The organism is Streptomyces sp. DSM 116795, from assembly GCF_055792905.1.
On the sequence record NZ_CM147707.1, the window covers coordinates 73,703 to 93,519 of the forward strand.

Below are 19,817 nucleotides of genomic sequence, written 5' to 3' on the forward strand. Positions count from 1 at the left end.
CGCACGTCGGACGACAACGCACAAGCGGGCGGCCCCCGGCAGGACGCCCGGAAGGAGGCCAGGGTGGGCGACTACGAGGAGATCTTCCGAGCGAGCGTCGCGGACCGTGAGCGGTTCTGGCTGGCGGCGGCCGGCGCGCTGGACTGGCACAGGGCCCCGTCGAAGGCGCTGGACGATTCGCGGCCGCCCTTCTACAGCTGGTTCCCCGACGGGGAGCTGAACGTCTGCCACAACGCCCTCGACCGCCACTGCGAGGCGGGCCACGGAAGCCGGGCGGCGCTGGTCTACGACTCCCCCGTCACGGGCGTGAAGACCACCTACACCTACGAACGGCTCCGCGACGAGGTCGCCGTCTTCGCCGGCGTGCTGCGGGATTCGGGCGTCTCGGCGGGCGACCGGGTCGTGATCTACATGCCGATGGTCCCCGAGGCCGCCGTCGCCATGCTCGCGTGCGCGCGGCTCGGCGCGGTGCACTCGGTGGTCTTCGGCGGATTCGCCGCGAAGGAGCTCGCGGTGCGGATCGACGACGCCGCGCCCACCGTCGTCGTCTCCGCGTCGTGCGGGATCGAGGGCTCACGGGTCATCGAGTACAAGCCCCTGCTGGACCAGGCGATCGGGCTCGCCTCGCACAAGCCCGCGCGCCAGGTGATCCTCCAACGTCCGCAGGCCGAGGCGGAGATGGGCGCGACGGATGTGGACTGGGCGGCGGCCTGCGCCGATGCCTCTCCCGCCGCCCCCGTGAACGTACGCTCCACGGATCCGCTCTACATCCTCTACACCTCCGGAACCACCGGGAAGCCCAAGGGCGTCGTCCGCGACAGCGGCGGCTACGCGACGGCCCTGGCATGGAGCATGGCGAACGTCTACGACGTCGGCCCCGGGCAGACGCTCTTCACCGCCTCCGACGTCGGCTGGGTCGTCGGGCACTCCTACATCGTCTACGCGCCGCTGCTCGCCGGGGCGACGACGGTTCTGTACGAGGGCAAGCCGGTCGGCACACCGGACGCGGGCCAGTTCTGGCGCGTGGCGTCCGAATACGGCGTGCGGTCGATGTTCACCGCCCCCACGGCCTTCCGTGCGCTGAAGAAGGAGGACCCGGACGGGGAGCTCGCCCGCCGGTACGACCTGTCGTCGCTGAAGTACCTGTTCCTCGCCGGCGAACGGCTCGATCCCGAAACGTACCGCTGGGCCTCCGAGTTGCTGGGCATCCCCGTCATCGACCACTGGTGGCAGACGGAGACGGGCTGGCCCATCGTCGCCAACCCCGCCGGGATCGAACTGCTGCCGGTCAAGCCCGGGTCGCCGACCAAGCCGCTTCCGGGCTGGGACGTCCAGGTCCTCGACGGCGACGGCAAGCAGGTGCCGCCGGGCACCAACGGTGCCATCGTGGCAGGGCTCCCGATGCCGCCCGGTGCGCTGCCGACGCTGTGGAACGACGACGAGCGGTTCGTGAAGTCGTACATGTCGGCCTTCGACGGCTACTACCTCACCGGTGACGGCGGATACCTCGACGAGGACGGCTACCTGTTCGTGATGGGGCGTACCGACGACGTCATCAACGTCGCCGGTCACCGGCTGTCCACCGGCGGCATGGAGGAGGTCCTGGCCGGTCATCCGGACGTGGCGGAGTGCGCCGTCATCGGCGTGGCCGACGAGCTGAAGGGGCAGGTGCCACGCGGGTTCGTGGTGCTCAAGTCCGGGGTCGACGCCACCGGGGAAGGCTACGAGGAGCGGCTGCGCGGCGAGCTGGTGCAGCTCGTACGGGACCAGGTCGGCGCGGTCGCCTCCCTCAAGGACGTCGCGGTCGTGGCGGCGCTGCCCAAGACCAGGTCGGGGAAGATCCTGCGCAAGTCCATGCGGAGCATCGCCGACGGCACGGACGAACCCGTACCGAGCACGATCGACGACCCGGACGTGCTGGAGGCGCTGCGGCCGGCTCTGCGGAAGCAGTAGAAGCAGCAGAAGCAAGAAGCAAGAAGAGGGCGGGCCCTGCCGGGCCCCGCCCTCCGTCCCTCCACTGTCAGACCCCGGCCCTACGCTCCCAGCCATGACGAGCAGTCCATCCCCCAAGCCGGCACGCCCGCATGTCGTGGCACACATCGCAGTCACCCCCGAGGGCGCGACGACGGGCTTCGCCCCGGACGTCGGTCTCTTCTACGAACTGGCGGGCACCTGGCCGGAGGACGTGACGCTCGCCGGCGCCGACACGGTTCTCGCCCAGGAAGCGATGCTGGCCTCGGCCCCTCCTGGTCCGGGTCCCGCCGCCGACGGGCCGCTCCTCGCCGTCGTGGACGGCAGGGGCCGGGTCAGCCGCTGGGAGGAGCTGCGGGCTGCGGGCCACTGGTCGGACGTTCTCGCTCTCCACACGGCGTCCACCCCGCCCCGTCCCGCGTCGCGTCCGGTTCGTGAGCTGGTCACGGGCACCGAACGGGTGGACCTGGGTGCGGTGCTGGAGGCGCTCGCCGAGCGCGAGAGGGCCGGGCTCGTACGGGTGGACAGCGGCGGCTCCCTCATCGGCGCGCTGCTGGAGGCGGATCTGCTGGACGAGGTGAGTCTCCTGGTGCACCCGTGCCTCGCCGGGAGCGGGGACGGTCGGTTCTGGTACGGGAGCGCGCCGGGCGCCGGCAGGGCGCTGGAACTCGTCGCGAACGAGACGCTGCGGGACGGCATCGTCTGGCTCCGCCACCGGGTGCGGAGGTGAGCACCGCCGGATCCGGCAGGCGGGGAGATGCACCGGCGGACGCCTGAATCCGGCCGGACCCGGCGGAGCGTATGTACGTACGTCCAGGTGCGCCGCTCTGCGCCGGGGGCACGACGGGGGTAAGCAGTAGGTATGTCGCAGCGGTTCGCTGATCTCCGCCGGTCCGTGCACGGAAGCCACTGGATGCTCGCGGTCCCGGTCGCCTTCCTGGTGATCGTCGCCGTGGCAGATGTGCTCGCACCGCCCCACATCCACCTCGGCCCGCTGCTGGTGGCCGCGCCGGCGATCACCGCTTCGTTCGCCGGGGCCTGGGCGACCGGGCTCGTCGCCGTGCTGGCCGTGGTCACCCAGTCCGTCATCGCGGTGCTGCGCGACCGGGACGAGCTCTTCTCGGCCAATCACCAGGCGCAGATCGCGGCGCTGATCCTCGTGGGTGCCTCGCTCGTGGGCTACTGCATCGTCCGGGAGCGCCGCAAGCGGGAGTTGTCGAAGGTCAGGCAAGTGGCCGAGACCGCACAGCAGCTCGCTCTGCGGCCCCTGCCCGAAAGGATCGGGCCGCTGCGGATCGCCTCCCTGTACGTGGCCGCGGAGGCCGAGGCGCGGATCGGCGGAGACCTGTACGCGGCCGCACGCACCAGCTCCAGCACCCGCCTGATCATCGGTGACGTACGGGGGAAAGGCATCTCGGCCGTCGGTGACGCCACGCTTCTCCTCGGGGCGTTCCGGGCAGCGGTCCGGCACCGTATGGGCATGGCGGAGACCGCGGCCCTGCTCGATGAAAGCGTCGCCTGGAACCTGGGCGCCCCGGTCGGCGCGGAGCAGATCCAGGAGACCTTCATCACCGCGTCGCTCCTCGACATCTCCGACGAGGACACCAGATGCGACATGGTCGTCTGCGGGCATCCGCCGCCGCTGCTGCTGCGTAAGGGCGGCGTCATGACGCTGGAGCCGGACCGTCCCGCTCCCCCGCTGGGTCTCGGCGGGATGGCCACGGTCGACTACCACGTGGACGGGTTCGAACTGGAGGCCGGTGATCTGCTGCTGCTCTACACGGACGGCATCACCGAGGCCCGTGACTCCTCGGGGCGCTTCTATCCGCTTGCGGAGCGGATCACCGAATGGAGCGTCGCCGGTCCGGATGCTCTGCTGCAGCGGCTGAGGCGGGACCTGAGACACCATGTCGGCGGGCCGCTGGACGACGACGCCGCTGTGATCGCGGTCGAGCGCGTGCCCTGAGGGTGCGTTCAGGGCCGCCGGTGTTCCGCGGGCTCGCGGTGTCACGGGCTGTCACACGTCCCCGAAGTCGAGGGCGGCCTGGACGGGGAAGTGGTCGCTGGGGTGTTCGCCGCCGAGCGTGAATGTGTTGATCTTGACCGTTGTCGTGCGGATTCCCGGCGAGGTGAGGATCCAGTCGATGCGCGCGCCCGGCGAGGAGGGACCGGCGTAGTCGTGCCAGGTCGCGTACTCCGCACTCCGCGCCTGCGGCGGGGCGGCGGTCCAGGTGTCGGCCAGCTCGCCCTCGGTCAGCAGCGTCTCGTAGACGCCGCCGGGCTTCCTGACCGCCGGCACGTTGAAGTCGCCGGTGACGATACGCGGCAGGGCGGGATCGAAGGGCGCAAGCGGCGGCTCGGGACGGTGCATCTGCTGGACGAGCAGGCGGGCGCCGGCGAGCCGGGCCTCCGCGCTCGCGTTGTCCAGGTGGGTGTTGAGCGCGTAGAACTCCCGGCCCGTCGCCCTCTCGCGGAAGCGCGCCCAGGTCACCATCCGCGGCGAGCCCGCGCGGGGCCATTTCGCCCCGACCGAGTGCGGGTCGTGGGCGATCCAGAAGTGCTCGTACTCCATGGGTTCCAGACGGGCGGTGTCGTAGAAGAGCGCCATGAACTCACCGCGGCTGCCGCCCTCCCGTCCCGTCCCGATCCAGTCGTAGGTCTTCCCAGGCCGCTGCATGTCCTCGTGGACGTCCCGCAGTTGGCGGTGCAGCCCCTCCTGGGTGCCCACGAGGTCTGGCGCCTCCTGCCCCAGAAGGGCCGCGACGGCGGGCCGGCGGCGGCTCCAGGAGTGCGGTGACGCGCTGTCGTAGTCGGCGTAGCGGAGGTTGAACGTCATGACGCGCAGATCCATGGCACATCCGTATCACCGCCGCATGACGGACAGGGACGGAGCCGACGTCCTCCTTCACCTGCCTCCGGGCGTCCGCCGGGCGGCGGACATGCGGAGACCGAGCATCGCCATGACCTCCTCGGCGACGGTCCGGTGCCATGCGGCGGGCAGGCGCAGCATCGCGTGGTCGCCGCCCGGCACCGGAACGAATCGGGCGTCGGCGCCGGCCTCGCGTGCCCGCGCCGCGAACCGCCGGGAGGCCTCGGGGTCCGTCACACGGTCGCGGTCGCCGTGCACCAGTACGGCGCTACGGCCGGCGAGCTGTGCGGCGGGCTCACCCTCCGGGCACCACGGGGCGAGCGCCACGACACCCCGTACGCCCGGTGCGCCGCCCACCCGGAGCGCGGCCCTGCCGCCCATGGAGTGTCCGACGATCACCACCGGCAACTCGCCCACGGTACGGGCCAGTTCGCCCAGCGCCCAGCGGGCGTCGCGTGCCGCGTCCTCACGTTCGCCGTTCCAGCCGCGGCAGCGGTACCGGACCCGGCACAGCAGCACGCCGTGCCCGGCCGACGCCCTGGCCAGGGACGGGAGGAAGAGCCTCATCCGGGCTCCTGGAAGATTCAGCCGCGGCGGAGCCTCCGGGCCCTCGGAGCGGCCTCCGTGCAGCACCAGCACAGCGGCGCCGGGATCACGGATCTTCGCGTGCGGAATCAGAGCGGGCGACGGCCCGGACCGTGAGGAGGGCGCACCGGGCGCGCTCACCGGGCCGTCCCGGCACTCCGGCCCGGGCGGCGGCCGCGCCGCCGGTCCGTACTGCCGGGGGCGCACAGCGCCATCACCGACAGGGCGCCCCAACCGGCCGACACGGCAACGGCCTTGGCGCGTGTGCTCCGTGGCAGCGTCGAGCCGAGGAGCGCCGCGTCACCGAAGTCGGAGGCGATCCTGACCACGGCGGCGGTGCGGAGCGCCGGCCCTTCCGGCGCGCACAGCATGGCCAGGCCGCCGGCGACGTCCCGCCACACCAGAGGGCGCAGCGAGATGCGCGTCGCCTCGGCCACCCGTCCGTCCGCTCCGGTCAGGCCCGAGGGACGCGCCAGCAGCTCAGGCCGGGCCGTCACCGCCAGCCCGTACAGGGCCGTGCCCGCACCCAGCAGCCGCAACATCTTCACGTGCACTGTGCTCCGCCTCGCCGTCGTCCGTCGCCGGTGTCCTCGTCCGTGGTGTCGTCCGGGGTGTACGCGTCGACCACCACCGCTCCCGTGCTGTGTACCCCGCGATCACTGCCGGAGACGCGGCGACTCCGTCGCATGCCCGCCTCCAGGTGGCGGCGGCGCCGGTGCCTGGCGGCGGCGTTCTGCGGGCAGGCGTCCCGCCGGAGAGGGTTCGGAGCGACCGCGCGGACTGCGGCGTCATGAGCGGAGACTGCCGGAACACGCTGCACAGGAGGTCTGAGAAGGTGCCGGACACACAGGACTCACAGGAGTCGCGGGACTCACAGGAGAGCCGGGACGCGGCGGGGTCGGAGACCGCTTTCCGGGTACCCGGGCTCTCGGCTCCCGTCGAGATCCGCATCGACCGGTGGGGAGTGCCGCATCTGTACGCCTCCTCCCGCCGCGACCTCTTCCTAGCGCAGGGCTTCAACGCCGCCCGCGACCGCCTCTTCCAGATCGATCTGTGGCGCCGCCGCGGACTGGGGCTGCTGTCGGAGGTCTTCGGCGAGGAGTACCTCGAAAGCGACCGCGCCGCCAGGCTGTTCCTCTACCGCGGCACCATGGACGAGGAGTGGCGCGCCTACGGCCCGGACGTGGAGCCTGCGGCCAGGGCGTTCGCCGCGGGCGTCAACGCCTACGTCGAGCTGTGCCGGCGCCGACGGGCCCTGCTGCCGCCCGAGTTCGCGCTGCTCGGCTATGAGCCTTCCTTCTGGGACCCGTCCGACGTGGCCCGTATCCGTAGTCACGGGCTGCACTACAACCTGGGCGAGGAGGTCTCGCGTGCGCTGACGCTGCGCGACTTCGGGCCGGAGGCCGAGGATCTGCGGCGGGTACGCGAACCGTCGCCGCACCGGCTGCGGGTGCCGGACGGGCTGGATCTCTCCGTCATCCCCGACGACGTTCTGCGGGTGTACCGGCTGGCGACCGTACCCCCGTGGGCGGCGCCGCCCGGCGGACAGCAGGCGGCATCCGGCGGCCCGCAGGCGCCGCCCCGTGCGGGCCTGGACGGCAGCAACAACTGGGTGCTGGGCGCCTCCCGCACCGCCACGGGCCGACCGATTCTGGCGAATGATCCTCATCGCGCGCTGACGCTGCCCTCGCTGCGCTATCTGGTCCATCTCTCGGCGCCGGGCCTGGACGTCGTCGGCGGCGGCGAGCCCGCGCTGCCCGGCGTCTCCATCGGGCACAACGGGCGGATCGCCTTCGGACTCACGATCTTCCCCATCGACCAGGAGGACCTGTACGTCTACCGCACCGACCCGGCGGACCCGACCCGGTACCGGTACCGCGGCGGCTGGGAGTCCATGGTCCGGGTGACCGAGACGGTCCCGGTCGCGGGCGGCGACGACGCGCAAGCCGAGCTGTGGTTCACGCGGCACGGTCCGGTGATCCGTCAACTGCCTGAGCGGAACGCTGCGTTCGCGGTACGGGCGGCCTGGCTGGAGCCCGGCATGGCGCCGTACCTGGGCAGCATGAACTACATGGGGGCGCAGAACGCCGCCGAGTTCACCGAGGCGATGCGGCGGTGGGGCTCCCCCGGCGAGAACCAGGTGTACGCGGCGGACGACGGCACCATCGGCTGGTGCCCCGCGGGGCGCGTGCCCGTCCGTGAAGGCTGGGACGGGACGCTTCCCGTGCCGGGCGACGGCAGCCACGAATGGGCGGGCCACCTCCCGCCCGGCGCTCTCCCCTCCGTTCGCGACCCCAGCTCCGGCTGGCTCGCCTCGGCCAACGAGATGAACCTGCCGCCCGCGTACCCCAACTCGGAACGGACCGTCACCTACGACTGGTACGCGCCCTACCGGTACCGGCGCATCGCCGAGATGCTGGAGAGCCGTCACGACTGGACCGTCGTGGAGTGCGTACGGCTGCAGACCGACCAGCTCAGCATCCCGGCCCGCAGCATCCTGCCCCTGCTGCACGGAGTGACCGGCGACGACGCCCGCACCGCCGCGGCCCTGGAGATGCTGCACGGCTGGGACGCGCGGCTGACGCCGGACTCGGCGGCCGCGGCGCTGTTCGAGATCTGGTTCCGGCGGCATCTGCGTCCGGCCCTGCTCCGCTCGGCACTTGGCCACTTGCTTCCCGCGGAACAGACCGGGCGGGCGCTCACCCGGATCATGCCGGCCGAGGACGCCGCGGCCGACGCCCGGGTGGACCTGGATCTGCTGCTCACGCCCGGTGAACGGCTCGGCCCGGAGCCCCGGCATGCCGTACGCGGCATCATCCGGAGCACCCTCGCCGCCGCCCACGCCGAGACGGAGAGCCTGCTCGGTGCGGACGCGGGCGCCTGGCGCTGGGGCGAGCTGCACCACAGCCTCCTGCGGCATCCGCTGGCGGAGCTCGTGCGCAAGAGGACGGGGAGCGAGCCGGAGTGGATGTCCGTGGGGCCCGCGCCGCGCGGCGGCAGCGGCGACACCGTCGGGGCCGCCGCCTACACGTCCGGCTTCCGCCAGAGCGGAGGCGCCACGTTCCGGCTCGTCGTCGACGTCGGCGCCTGGGACCGGTCGCTCGCCATGAACTCCCCCGGTCAGTCCGGCGATCCCGGCAGCCGCCACTACCGCGACCTGTTCGCCGAGTGGGCCGAGGACCGCGCCTTCCCGCTGCTGTACAGCCGCTCGGCGGTCGAGGAGAACACGGAGCGCGTCCTCACGCTGGAGCCCGTACCGGAGGAGGCGGTCGAGGAGGTTGAAGACCCCTCCCCGTAGAAGCCCCTCACCCCGCGGAGCGGTTCCGGCCCCTGCCGGAGCAGGGGCCGGAACCGCTCGCGCACACCGTCAGCGCGTCATCCGGACTCTTCCTCCGGGCCGCGCGGCCGCCCAGCTCGGTGTCGGTGGTGGTGCGGTGGGGCACGGGCCGGGGTGCGGTGCTGCCGAGCCGGCCGTTCTGGAAGTCCTCCACCGCCTGGACGATCTCCGCCTTGGTGTTCATCACGAACGGCCCGTAACGGGCGACCGGTTCGCGGATCGGCAGCCCGCCGAGGAGCAGCACCTCCCAGCCGGTGCGGCTGCCGTTGTAGTCCTGGCTGTCCGCGGCCTGCAGGGACAGGGCCTCGCCGGGGCCGAGTACGGCGAGCTGCCCTTCTTCCAGCGGCCGCTGCTCCGTACCGACGGTGCCGCGCCCGGCCAGTACGTAGACCAGGGCGTTGAATTCGCGGGGCCAGGGCAGTGCGAGCCGCGCGCCGGGGCTGACGGTGGCGTGGACGTAGGAGATGGGGGTGCGGGTCACGCCGGGGCCGCGGTGTCCGGCGAGGTCACCCGCAATGACCCGCAGCAGGCTTCCGCCGTCGTCGCTGGAGAGCAGGACGGTCTGTCCGGCGGTGATGTCCTGGTACTGGGCCGGCGTCCACTTCAGGGACTTGGGCAGATTGACCCACAGCTGGATTCCGTGGAAGAGGCCGCCCTTGGCGACGAAGTCCTGCGGCGGCAGCTCGGAGTGCAGCACGCCGGCACCCGCGGTCATCCACTGGGTGGCGCCTTCGGTGATCAGGCCGCCGCCACCGGTGGAGTCGGTGTGCTCGAAAGCCCCGTCGAGCATGTAGGTCACGGTCTCGAAACCGCGGTGCGGGTGCCAGGGGGCGCCCTTGGCTTCGCCCGGCCCGTACTCCACCGCGCCGAGGTGGTCGAGCAGCAGAAACGGGTCCGCGGCGGAGAGGTCCATGCCCGGGAAGGGCCGCCGGACCTCGAAGCCCTCGCCTTCGAGCTGCTTGCGGGCGGTGACTGTCTTGATGACGCCGCGCCACCGGGCGTTCTCACCGGCGGGGGACGGGACGCGCGGCAGAGTGAAGGTGTCTGCGGTGACGGCCGGCATGGTGACCTCCTGGGTGCCAGAGACTGCCCGGGAAACGGTGCGTCTCCCTCGTGGGCGTGCACCCCCGACAATGAAGTTTACGCTTCAATTATTCCAGCCCCTGGCCTCGCACTCCTCAGCCGCGGAGCAGGTCCGCCACCGGCACGGTGTCCGCAGAGGCGACGGCCGTGAGGATGCGCTGCAGGCCGGCGGCGACCGTCCCGGCTCGTTCACGGTCCAGGACGTCGGGACGGTAGTCGAAGCGCAGGGCGAGGCCTCCCTCACCGGCGAACGCCACCAGGGTGAGCGGGTAGTGGGCGGCGTCCCGGCCCTCGATACGGTCGACGCGAAGGCCCGGCACGGGCTCTTCGAGGCCGGACCGGTCCAGCGGGTAGTTCTCGAAGACCACGTGGGTGTCGAACAACTCCCGCCGTCCCGCGATGCGTTGGATGTCGCCCAGCCCAAGGTGGTGGTGCGGCAGCATGCGGGCCTGCTCCTGCTGGAAGCGGACCAGCAGCTCCTCGACGGTCTCCTCCGGATCGACCGTGAGCCGTACCGGAACGGTGTTGATGAACAGGCCGATCATCGATTCCATGCCCGCGACTTCGGGCCGTCGTCCGGAGACGGTCGTGCCGAAGAGCACGTCCCGGGTGCCGCAGGAACGGGCGAGGAGCAGCGCCCACGCCGCGAGGAGCACGTTGCTGAGGGTGAGTCCGCTCTGTGCGGCGGTACGGCGGAGGGCCGCGGCCGTCTCGTCAGGGAGCACGATGTGCAACGGCTGCGGGGGCACTGCTCCGGCGCTGATCTCGCCGCCGGTCAGCCTGGTCGCGGCATCGACGCCGGCGAGCGTTTCCCGCCAGGCCGCGCGGGCGGCGTCCTCGTCCAGGCGGGCCAGCACGGCGAGGTGTTCGCGGTACGGGGTGACCGCGGGCAGGGCGGTCTGCGTGCTGCTGCCCGCGTGCACGGCGTACAGGGCGAACAGTTCGCGCACGAGCAGCGGCATCGACCAGCCGTCGAGCAGCAGATGGTGATTGGTGAGCACGAGCCGGTGGTCGTCGTCCCCGCAGCGGAAGAGGCTGAACCGCATCAGCGGCGGCCGGTCCAGGGTGAACCGGCGGCGCAGGTCCGCGTGGAGGAGGCGCCTGATGACCGCCTCGCGGCGCCCGGCGGCCACTCCGGTCAGATCGGCCTCTCGCCACGGCGGTTCGACAGCGCGCTGAAGAACCTGCACGGGGCGGAGCAAGTCCTCGTGCACGAAGGCCGCTCCAAGGTTCGGGTGGCGTTCCAGCAGCGCCCTCGCGGCTGCGCGCATCGCCTCTGCGTCCGGCTCGTCCCGCAGCCGCAGCACGATCTGCGCCTGGTAGACGTCCGGGCTGCCGGGGGCGAACAACGAGTGGAAGACCAGGCCCTGTTGGAGCGACGTCAGCGGCAGTACGTCCGTCAGGTCCGGGTAGCTCTCCTCCAGCCGGTCGACCTCCTCCTGCCGCAGACCGGTCAGTGGCAGGTCGGAGGGACTGCGTCCGCCGGCGCCGGGTGAGGCCGCATGCGCCGTCAGCGCGTACAGGGCGCTGAACCACAGGTCGGCCAGCTCCCGTATCTCCGCGGGACGGAACTCCCCTGCGGCCCAGGACCATTCGGCGCTCAGCACGGGGCCGTCGGGACCGTCCGCCGTCAGCGAGTTGACGTCGATGAGGTGTCCGCCGGGCAGGGCGGACGCCGTCCCGGTGCCGCTGCGGTCCTCACCTCGGTCGCTCTGGTCGCCGTGGTCGCGCTGGTCGCTGTCCGCGCGGTGCTCGGCGCCGGCGAAGCCGTCGCCGTCGTTCGCGGGCGACCAGTCGGCGTCGTCCGCGGCGCCGAAGCGGCCGAGGTAGTTGAACCCGAGCTGCGGGGTGCCGAGTTCGGCCAGGCCGGGTCCCGTGCGGGGGTCGAGGTACCGCAGGACTCCGTAACCCACGCCGCGGTCCGGGACGGCCCGCAGCCGCTCCTTCACCCGCTTGAGCGCCTGCCCGAGCGCCGGAGTCGCGCTCCACACGTCGCCCCAGTCGCATCCTGTGGCCTCGAACCGTACCGGGTGGACGCTGGTGAACCAGCCGACGGTACGGGAGAGTTCGACACCTTCGTCCCCGTCGGCGCCGGCGGTACCGTCCCCGTCCGGGCGGCCGTGCGACTCCAGATCGAGCACGACGTCACCCGGCGCGAGCCCGCGTCTGCGGCGCCACTCCTCCAGGGCGAGCGTGAAGCCGGTCAGCAGTACGGGCTCCACCCCGCAGTGGAAGGCGGCCCCGACCTCCGTCAGCAGTGCACGCGTGCGCCCCGGCGGCATCGTCACACGCAGCCGCTCCACGCCGGTGCCGGTTCCCGCAGGGCCCGTTCCCGCAACGCCCGTTCCTGCAGGGCCGGTTGCCGTTCCCGCGGGCGTACGGGCGGCGGTGTCCGCCGGCGCCGGGCCGGGTCCCGGCAGGGCCGACGACCACAGCGCCGTCTCGTCCTTGCGTGCGCCCTCCTCGCCCTGGCCGGCCAGAAGCCGGGCCCACTGTCTGAACGAGGTTGCGGCGGGCGGCAGTTCGGGCCGCTTTCCGGCGGCGACGGCATCGTACGCGGAGGCCAGGTCGGGCAGCAGGATGCGCCAGGAGACGCCGTCGACGGCGAAGTGGTGCACGACGAGCACGACACGTCCCGGGCGGTCGCGGCCACGGTCGAGGAAGACGGCCTGGAGCATCCGCCCTGCCCGCGGGTCCAGTCGGTCCTCTGCCGCGCGCACCGCCTCGGAGAGCACCTCCGCATGACTGCTCTCCTGCTTGCCGCCGTCGCGCGAACGGACGTACTGGACGCAGTCCTCGGCGCGTACGGCACCCGGCGGCGGCACTTCGAGCGTCCACGGCCCCGCGTGTTCCCCGGGGCCCTCCGGTGCGCCGAAACGCAGCCGCAGCGCGTGGTGGTGGTCGAGCAGCGACTGCACCGCCGCGACCAGCCGGTGCCGTGTCAGACCGAGCGGAGCGCGCAGCGTCATGTGCTGGCTGAACCTCGTGGTCTCGCCGCCGTGTTCGCGCCACCAGTGCATGACCGGGGTGAGCGGCACAGGGCCGCACGCCTCCGCCACGGACGCCGGGCCGGTGGCTGCGCTGTCGCTGTCCGCTTCGCCGGCGACGTCCGCGTCCGCACCGGACGTGCTGGTGCCACGTGCGGCCGTGCCCGCGGCCCCGGCGCGGGGGCTCTTGCCCTTGATCTCCTGGGCGACGGCGGCCAGTTCAGCGACCGTGGGGTGCTTGAAGACGTCGCGCACGCTGAAGCGCAGCCCGGCGGAGCGTGCCCGGCTGACGAGCTGGATGGCGGTGATGCTGTCGCCGCCCAGGTCGAAGAAGGCGTCGGTGACGCCTGCCGACGGCAGGCGCAGCAGTCCGGCGACGATGTCGCAGAGCACGCGCTCGCGCTCGGTGCCCGGGGCCGCACCGGCGCCGTCCGGTCCGGGCCGTGTGGGTCCGGGCAGCGTGGGTGCGGGCAGTGCCGCGCGGTCGAGCTTGCCGTTGCGGGTCAGGGGCAGGCGCTCCAGCACCACGTGCGCGGTCGGAATCATGTAGTCCGGCAGCAGCCGTCCGGCGTGTTCCCGAACGGCGTCCCAGTCCACGGTGTCCACCGCTCGTCCGTCGGCGGGCACGAGGTAGGCGACCAGACGCCGCTCGCCCGGCCCGTCCTGTGCAGGCTGCGGCTCGCGGGCGACGACGGCCACCTGGCCCGCTCCGCCGTGTCCCGCGAGCACCGCCTCGACCTCTTCCGTCTCGATGCGGAAGCCGCGCAGCTTCACCTGGCCGTCGGCGCGGCCGACGAATCCCAGCACGCCGCCGGGCAGCCAGCGCACGAGGTCGCCGGTGCGGTACATGCGCGCTCCGGCGGTGCCGAAGGAGCCGAAGGGATCAGCCACGAAGCGTTCCGCGGTGAGGCCGGGCCGGCCCAGGTAGCCGCGCGCGACGCCCGCGCCGGCCACGTACAACTCGCCTGCCACGCCCGCCGGTACGGGCTGCAGGGCCTCGTCGAGGACGTACGCGCGCATGCCGTCGAGCGGAAGTCCGATGGGCACGCCCGGCCCCGGGTCCGGGGCCGGGCCGTCCTGCGCGGGCCCATGCCCGGGCCCGCCCACGTCGGTGTCCTCGACGGAGTGCCGGGTGGCGAAGGTCGTCGTCTCGGTCGGTCCGTATCCGTTGACCACGCGGGTGCCGGCGCAGTGCGCCCGCACCGCGCGGACGGCACGCGGAGAGACCACGTCGCCACCGGTCCACACCTCGTCGAGCGTACGGAGAGCCGCCGGGTTCTCCTCGGCGACCAGCTGGAAGAGGCCCGCGGTGAGCCAGAGGGTGTTCACATGCCCTGCGGTGACGAGCTGTTCCAGCGTCCCCACGTCCAGTTCGCCGGGCGGCGCGACGACCACCTCTCCGCCGGTCAGCAGCGGTGCCCACATCTCGAACGTGGAGGCGTCGAAGGAATGCGGAGAGTGCAGCAACGTCCGCCGGGGCGTGCTCACTTGGCCGCCGAGGGTCGGCCCGAGCGCGAGGGCGACGACGTCGGCGTGTGTGACGGCAACGCCCTTGGGCACACCGGTCGACCCCGAGGTGTACATGACGTACGCCAGACCGGCCGGACCGGCCGGACCGCTCACGGGCACCGATGCCCCACCGCTGCCGGCCGTCGCGCCGTCCTGCGGAGTGCCGAATCCCCGGACCTCGACGACACGGGGACCTCCGGGCCAACTCCCCCCGCTCTCCTGCCCGTTGCCGACGACGAGCACCGGCGCCCGCGATTCGGCGACGACCTGTTCCTGCCGGGCGCGCGGCGACCGCGCGTCCAGCGGTACGTACGCGCCGCCCGCCCGGAGGATCGCCAGCAGCGTCACGACGAGGCCCGGCGACCGCTCCATCAGGACCGCGACGGGCGTCTCCGCGCCCACTCCGAATCCGGCGAGCCGCCTGGCGAGTTGACCGGACCATGCGTCCAACTCGGCGTACGTCAGGGCCCAGGGACCGCCGGAGCCGGATGCGCGTACGGCCACCGCGTCCGGTGTGGCGCGTACCTGCTCTGCGAAACGCTGCGGAACGGTGCGGTGCGCGGAGCCGGGCAAGGGCCCGGCGGTGCCCCATTCCGTCAGCAGGCGGCGCCGTTCCGCGCCACCGAGGATGTCCAGCCGGGGGACGGGAGTGTCCGGACCGGCGGACACCTCCTCAAGCAGCCGTTCGAAGCGCCCGCCGATCGCTTCGGCCGTGGCGTGGTCGAAGAGGGCGCTGCGGTATTCGAGCCGGCCGTCGAGTCCCAGACAGCCGGCGTCCGCACCGCGGTGCTCGTACAGGCTCAGGCACAGGTCGAACTTGGCGGCGCCGGTGCCTGCGGCGCCGACCGTGGTCGTCAGCCCGGGTAGTGCGACGTGCTCCGGCGGCGCCTGCGTGAGGGTCAGCATGACCTGGAACAAGGGCTGTCCTGGTGCGCTGCGGTCGGGGTTGAGCGCCTCGACGACCAGGTCGAAGGGCACGTCCTGGTGTGCGAACGCAGCGAGGTCCGATTCCCTTACGCGGGAGAGCAGTTCACGGAAGGTGGGTGCGCCGGAGGTGTCCGTGCGCAGCACGACCGTGTTGACGAAGAAGCCGACGAGGCCGTTCAGACTCGCGTCGGTCCGCCCCTCCACGGCGCTGCCGACGGGTATGTCGTCGCCCGCGCCCAGACGGGTCAGCAGCGCGGCCAGCGCGGCGTGCACCACCATGAACAGGCTGGCCTGCTCCGAGGCGGCCAGATCCGCCAGCCGCGCGTGCACGTCTGCCGGTATGCGCAGCTCGACGCTGTCGCCGCTGCTGTCGGCGTCCTCGGGGTCGGGTGCCCGGTCGGCGGGCAGCGGTATCCGCCGCGGCAGGCCCTCCAGGGCGCGCGTCCAGTGCTCGAGGCCGCAGCCGGCCGGGCCCCCGCTGCCCGCGCCCTCGCCCGTGTCCGTGTCCGTGTCCGTGTCCGTCCCCGTCCCTGTGCCGAGTACGGTGCGCTGCCACAGCGCGTAGTCCGCGTACTGGACGGGCAGCGGCTCCCACTGCGGCGCACGTCCGTCGCGGCGCGCGGTGTAGGCGGTGCCGAGGTCGGTCAGGAGGGGTTCGAGCGAAGCCGCGTCGCAGGCGATGTGGTGCAGCAGCAGAAGCAGTACGTGTTCGCCGGTCCGGTTGGGGTCCTCCTGCCGAAGGCACTCGGGGTCGCCCCGCCCAGGGCAGGGGACGAACAGCTGGGCCCGCAGGGGTGGTTCGCTCTCCAGCCGGAAGGCGTGCCGGGCCGCCGCGCCCAGCTCCTCGTCGAGCCGCTCCGCACCGGTCTCGGCGTCGGGCAGCCACACGCGGGCCTCTCCCACCGGAAGCACGTGCTGTTCCGGGCCCGCGGCCCCGGCCCGTACGACGGTGCGCAGCGGCTCATGGCGTTCGGTCACATCGAGGAGGGCGGTGTGCAGGGCGTCCCTGTCCAGTCCGCCGGTCATCCGCAGCACCAGCGGTACGTTGTACGAGGCGTCCGGCCCGGTCAGCGACTGCTGGAACCACAGGCGGCGCTGTGCATGCGACAGCGGGACGCTCACCGGCCGCCCTCCGGCCCTGTCCGCGGCGGACAGGGGAACGGCGGGGGCGCGCGTCCGCAGCCGGGCGGCGAGCCCTGCGACGGTCGGGTGCTCGAACACGTCCCGTACGTCGATCTCCGCGTGCAGTTCGCTGCGGACCCTGCTGACGAGGCGTGTCGCGCGCAGGCTGTCGCCGCCGAGATCGAAGAAGCCGTCGTCCGCACCGACGGTGCCGACGCCGAGCAACTCGGCGTACAGGGCGGCGAGTCGGCGCTCCTGCGGGCCCTGCGGCTGCCGCCCCGGCGCGGGGTGACGCGCAGTGCGTACAACCGGTGCGGGGAGGGGAGGGAGCGCGGCCCTGTCGAGCTTCCCGTTGGCCGTGAGGGGCAGCCGGTCCAGCCGTACGAACACGGACGGCACGAGATGCTCCGGCAGCCGGAGACGCAGATACTCGCGCAGGGCGGCACCGGCGTCCTCCAACGGCTCGGCTGCGCCGCCCTGTTGACGGGAAGCCTGGTGACGGGCGCCCTGTTGACGGGCGGCGCCCGGAACCACGTAGGCCACCAGCCGGGTTCCGTCCGCAGCGCCTTCGCCGCCGTCCTGTCTGGCGGCCACGACGGCATGCGCGATACCGGGGGCGCCGGCCAGGGCGGTCTCGATCTCGCCGGGCTCGATGCGGAATCCGCGCACCTTGATCTGGTCGTCGGCTCTTCCCGCGTACTCCAGTCCGCCGTCCGCACGCCACCGGGCGAGGTCTCCGGACCGGTAGAGCCGCGAACCGGGCGGCCCGAACGGATCGGCGACGAACCGCGACGCGGTCAGGCCCGGACGTCCGAGATAGCCGCGGGCGACGCCGGCGCCAGCCACGTACAGCTCGCCGGTCGTACCGGGCGGCACGGGCCGCAGCCGCGCGTCGAGCACGTAGAGGCGTGTGCCGGCTACGGCCTTGCCGACGGGGCTGCCGCGCTCGGCGAGATACCGGCCGTCCAGGCCCAGTTGAGTCGCATGCACGGTGGTCTCGGTGATGCCGTACATGTTGACCATGCCGGGCGCGGACGCACCGTACCGCTCGCTCCATGGGCGCAGCAGTTCCGGGCGCAGGGCCTCGCCTCCGAAGACGACGAGTCGCAGGGCCGGTTCGCGGCCGCGTCGCGGTTCTTCTGCGTCGGCGCGGTCGAGGGCGAGAAAGGCGGACGGCGTCTGGTTCAGCACGGTCACGCTCTCCCTGACGAGCAGGTCACGAAAGGCGCGGGGCGAGCGGCTCACGTCGTGGCCGACGACGACCAGGCGCCCGCCGTGTGCGAGGGCGCCCCACATCTCCCAGACGGAGAAGTCGAAGGCGCAGGAGTGGAACATGGTCCATACGTCGTCGGTGCCGAAGCCGAACGGGGCCGCGGCGTCTTCGAGGAGCGTCACGATGCTGCGGTGGGGAACCACCACGCCCTTGGGGCGGCCGGTGGAACCCGAGGTGTAGATGACGTATGCGGCGTGCGACGGAGTCAGGGGCGCGCACCGGTCCGCGTCGGTCACCGTCGCGTCAGGCGTGTGATGCTCCCGGCGATGCTCCTGGCTGTGCTGTTCCGGTTCCGGGTGTTTCGGGGCCGTCAACTCGTCCTCGGCCCGGCCGAGTTCGTCCGGTGAAAGGGTCACCACCGGCTGTGCGTCGGCGAGGATCGTACGGACGCGCTCTTCGGGCCAGCGGGGGTCGACCGGCAGAAAGGCGGCGCCCGTCTTCGCCACGGCGAGGATCGCGGTCACCAGGCCGGCCGAGCGCGGCAGCAGTACGGCGACGATGCGCTCAGGGCCCGCGCCGTGCCGGATCAGCCACCGGGCGAGCCGGTTGGCACGCGCGTCGAGCTCTCCATACGTCAGCCGGGTCTCCCCCGCGGTGACCGCAACCGCCCGGGGCGTACGCGCGGCCCAGCGCTCGACCAGATCCGGCAGTGTCGGTGAGGGCCGCCGGTCATGCCGCACAGCGGCGGCCCGTGGCACGAACAGCCGCCGCTCACCGCCCGTCAGAGGGTCGATCCGCCCGGCGGGCAGGCCCGGGTCGGAGACGAGCCCGCGCAGCACATGCACGAAGCGGCGTGCCTCGGCTGCGGCTTCGGCCCCGGTGAACCGGGCCGGGTCCGCGTCCAGTTCGACGCGCAGTGTCCCGCCGTCGGCCGGTGGGACGGTGGCAGACGCGTGGCCGGTGTCCCGGTGGACGGTGAGGGACAGATCCTCGACCGGGCCGATCGCGACGTTGCGCATCACCATCGGCCGTCCCGCGAAGAGCCGACCGTAGTCGAAGGGCAGCACGTTCACGGCCAGCCCGAACAGCCGCCCCCCGCCGGTCAGTCCGAGGTCGCGGCGCAGGTCCTCGCAGCGGTAGCGCTGATGGGCGAACGCGGCGTTCATCTCGGCGCCCACGGCGTGTACGAGTTCGGCTGCGGGCCTGCCCGGGTCGACCGTCAGCCTCAGCGGCAGCACATTGGATGCCATGCCGGGCACGGTGCGTACCGCCTCACCCGGACGGGAGGTGACGGGCAGGCCCAGCGTCACCTCTCCCCCGCAGCGTCCCCCGCGTCCTTCGCCGGCCTGTACGGGGTCTCCGCCTGCCGTACGGGCGTACACGTGCAGCGCGGCGGCGGCCGTCACCAGCACCGGCCATCGCACGCCGAGCCGTCCGGCCTGATCCCGGACCGCCTGCCACGCCCCCGGGGGGAGCACGGCGCTGCGGCGCAGCGCGAGTCCGTCCGCGGCGGCGTGCGTCTCCGCTTCGACGCTGCGCGGCGTCGGGGCCCATGCGAGATCACCGGGGCCGGGACGGGCGGCCATCCGCCCCAGCCAGAAGCCGCGATCCGCGAGGTGACCGGGCGACGCTCGGTAGGCGGCCTCGTCCTCCAGGAGTGCCCTCAGCGGCTCGAACTCCCCTGCCGTGGGCGGCTTTCCGCTCTCCATCGCCGCGTACACGTCGCTCAGCCGCCGGGAGAAGAGGGAGGAGCTGAAGCCGTCCAGTACGAGGTGGTGTGCTCCCAGGTACCAGCACACGCTGCTTCCGGAGAGCCTCAGCAGCGCGCCGCGGAAGAGCGGCCCGCGTGCCAGGTCGAAGGGGCGCGACAGGTCGGCGCGCATCCACGCCGTCGCGGCGCGGCGTGGCTGGCCTTCGCCACTCAGATCGACGTACGGCACGCCCCACTCCGGCAACGGCCCTGTGTGCTGGCGCGGTTCGCCGTCCTCGCCCACCGTGAACCGAACCCGCAGCGCTTCGGCTTCCGCTATGACGTGCCGGAACGCCGCCTCGAAGGTCTCCGGGTGCAGCGACCCGCCGACCTCGACGCTGATTCCCACGTGGTGGCGCGCCGAGGCGGGCGCGAGGGCATGGCCCATCCACATGCCGGACTGGGCGGTGGTGAGGGGCACGGAGTCCTGCACGGCGTCCTGCACGGCGTCGACGCTCATGCCG

9 protein-coding genes are annotated in these 19,817 nt (G+C 72.9%); 4 read left to right on the forward strand and 5 right to left on the reverse strand.

Going from position 1 to position 19,817, the window contains the following annotated elements:
* The first annotated feature begins 63 nt into the window (after positions 1 to 63).
* The 3 genes from ACSMXX_RS00325 to ACSMXX_RS00335 all read left to right on the forward strand — a co-directional run bounded on the left by ACSMXX_RS00325 (position 64) and on the right by ACSMXX_RS00335 (position 3,937).
* On the forward strand, positions 64 to 1,953 hold the full coding sequence (locus ACSMXX_RS00325) for a propionyl-CoA synthetase (RefSeq protein WP_473181985.1): 1,890 nt from the start codon (positions 64 to 66) through the stop codon (positions 1,951 to 1,953).
* Positions 1,954 to 2,047: 94 nt separating this feature from the next.
* The gene (locus ACSMXX_RS00330; RefSeq protein WP_473181986.1) at positions 2,048 to 2,701 is read left to right on the forward strand and encodes a dihydrofolate reductase family protein; all 654 of its coding nucleotides are present in this window, start codon (positions 2,048 to 2,050) and stop codon (positions 2,699 to 2,701) included.
* Between the two features lie 132 nt (positions 2,702 to 2,833).
* A complete protein-coding gene (locus tag ACSMXX_RS00335) occupies positions 2,834 to 3,937 on the forward strand; it encodes a PP2C family protein-serine/threonine phosphatase (protein ID WP_473181987.1) in 1,104 nt (367 codons plus the stop codon).
* A 51-nt stretch (positions 3,938 to 3,988) separates the two neighbouring features.
* Here ACSMXX_RS00335 and ACSMXX_RS00340 read toward each other — a convergent pair whose 3' ends face one another.
* The 3 genes from ACSMXX_RS00340 to ACSMXX_RS00350 all read right to left on the reverse strand — a co-directional run bounded on the left by ACSMXX_RS00340 (position 3,989) and on the right by ACSMXX_RS00350 (position 5,979).
* Entirely contained in the window at positions 3,989 to 4,822 is an 834-nt protein-coding gene (locus ACSMXX_RS00340; RefSeq protein WP_473181988.1) for an endonuclease/exonuclease/phosphatase family protein, read from the reverse strand.
* A gap of 54 nt (positions 4,823 to 4,876) precedes the next feature.
* Entirely contained in the window at positions 4,877 to 5,479 is a 603-nt protein-coding gene (locus ACSMXX_RS00345) for an alpha/beta hydrolase (protein WP_473185048.1), read from the reverse strand.
* A gap of 83 nt (positions 5,480 to 5,562) precedes the next feature.
* A complete protein-coding gene (locus ACSMXX_RS00350) occupies positions 5,563 to 5,979 on the reverse strand; it encodes a hypothetical protein (RefSeq protein ID WP_473181989.1) in 417 nt (138 codons plus the stop codon).
* Between the two features lie 281 nt (positions 5,980 to 6,260).
* Between ACSMXX_RS00350 and ACSMXX_RS00355 the strand changes: the two genes are divergently transcribed.
* A complete protein-coding gene (locus tag ACSMXX_RS00355) occupies positions 6,261 to 8,723 on the forward strand; it encodes a penicillin acylase family protein (protein WP_473181990.1) in 2,463 nt (820 codons plus the stop codon).
* Between the two features lie 7 nt (positions 8,724 to 8,730).
* Here ACSMXX_RS00355 and ACSMXX_RS00360 read toward each other — a convergent pair whose 3' ends face one another.
* Together ACSMXX_RS00360 and ACSMXX_RS00365 are read right to left on the reverse strand one after the other, a co-directional pair.
* Positions 8,731 to 9,825 (reverse strand): pirin family protein, encoded by a 1,095-nt coding sequence (locus tag ACSMXX_RS00360; RefSeq protein WP_473181991.1) that lies wholly within the window; start codon positions 9,823 to 9,825, stop codon positions 8,731 to 8,733.
* A 115-nt stretch (positions 9,826 to 9,940) separates the two neighbouring features.
* Positions 9,941 to 19,813: an amino acid adenylation domain-containing protein gene (locus tag ACSMXX_RS00365; protein WP_473181992.1), complete on the reverse strand. Its 9,873-nt coding sequence runs from the start codon at positions 19,811 to 19,813 to the stop codon at positions 9,941 to 9,943.
* Between the last annotated feature and the right edge of the window lie 4 nt (positions 19,814 to 19,817).

Bases quoted from the DNA above. Each gene is read 5' to 3' on its own strand.
- ACSMXX_RS00330 (WP_473181986.1), top strand. From the start codon at position 2,048: ATGACGAGCAGTCCATCCCCCAAGCCGGCACGCCCGCATGTCGTGGCA.
- ACSMXX_RS00335 (WP_473181987.1), top strand. From the start codon at position 2,834: ATGTCGCAGCGGTTCGCTGATCTCCGCCGGTCCGTGCACGGAAGCCAC.
- ACSMXX_RS00340 (WP_473181988.1), bottom strand. From the start codon at position 4,822: ATGGATCTGCGCGTCATGACGTTCAACCTCCGCTACGCCGACTACGAC.
- ACSMXX_RS00360 (WP_473181991.1), bottom strand. From the start codon at position 9,825: ATGCCGGCCGTCACCGCAGACACCTTCACTCTGCCGCGCGTCCCGTCC.
- ACSMXX_RS00365 (WP_473181992.1), bottom strand. From the start codon at position 19,813: ATGAGCGTCGACGCCGTGCAGGACGCCGTGCAGGACTCCGTGCCCCTC.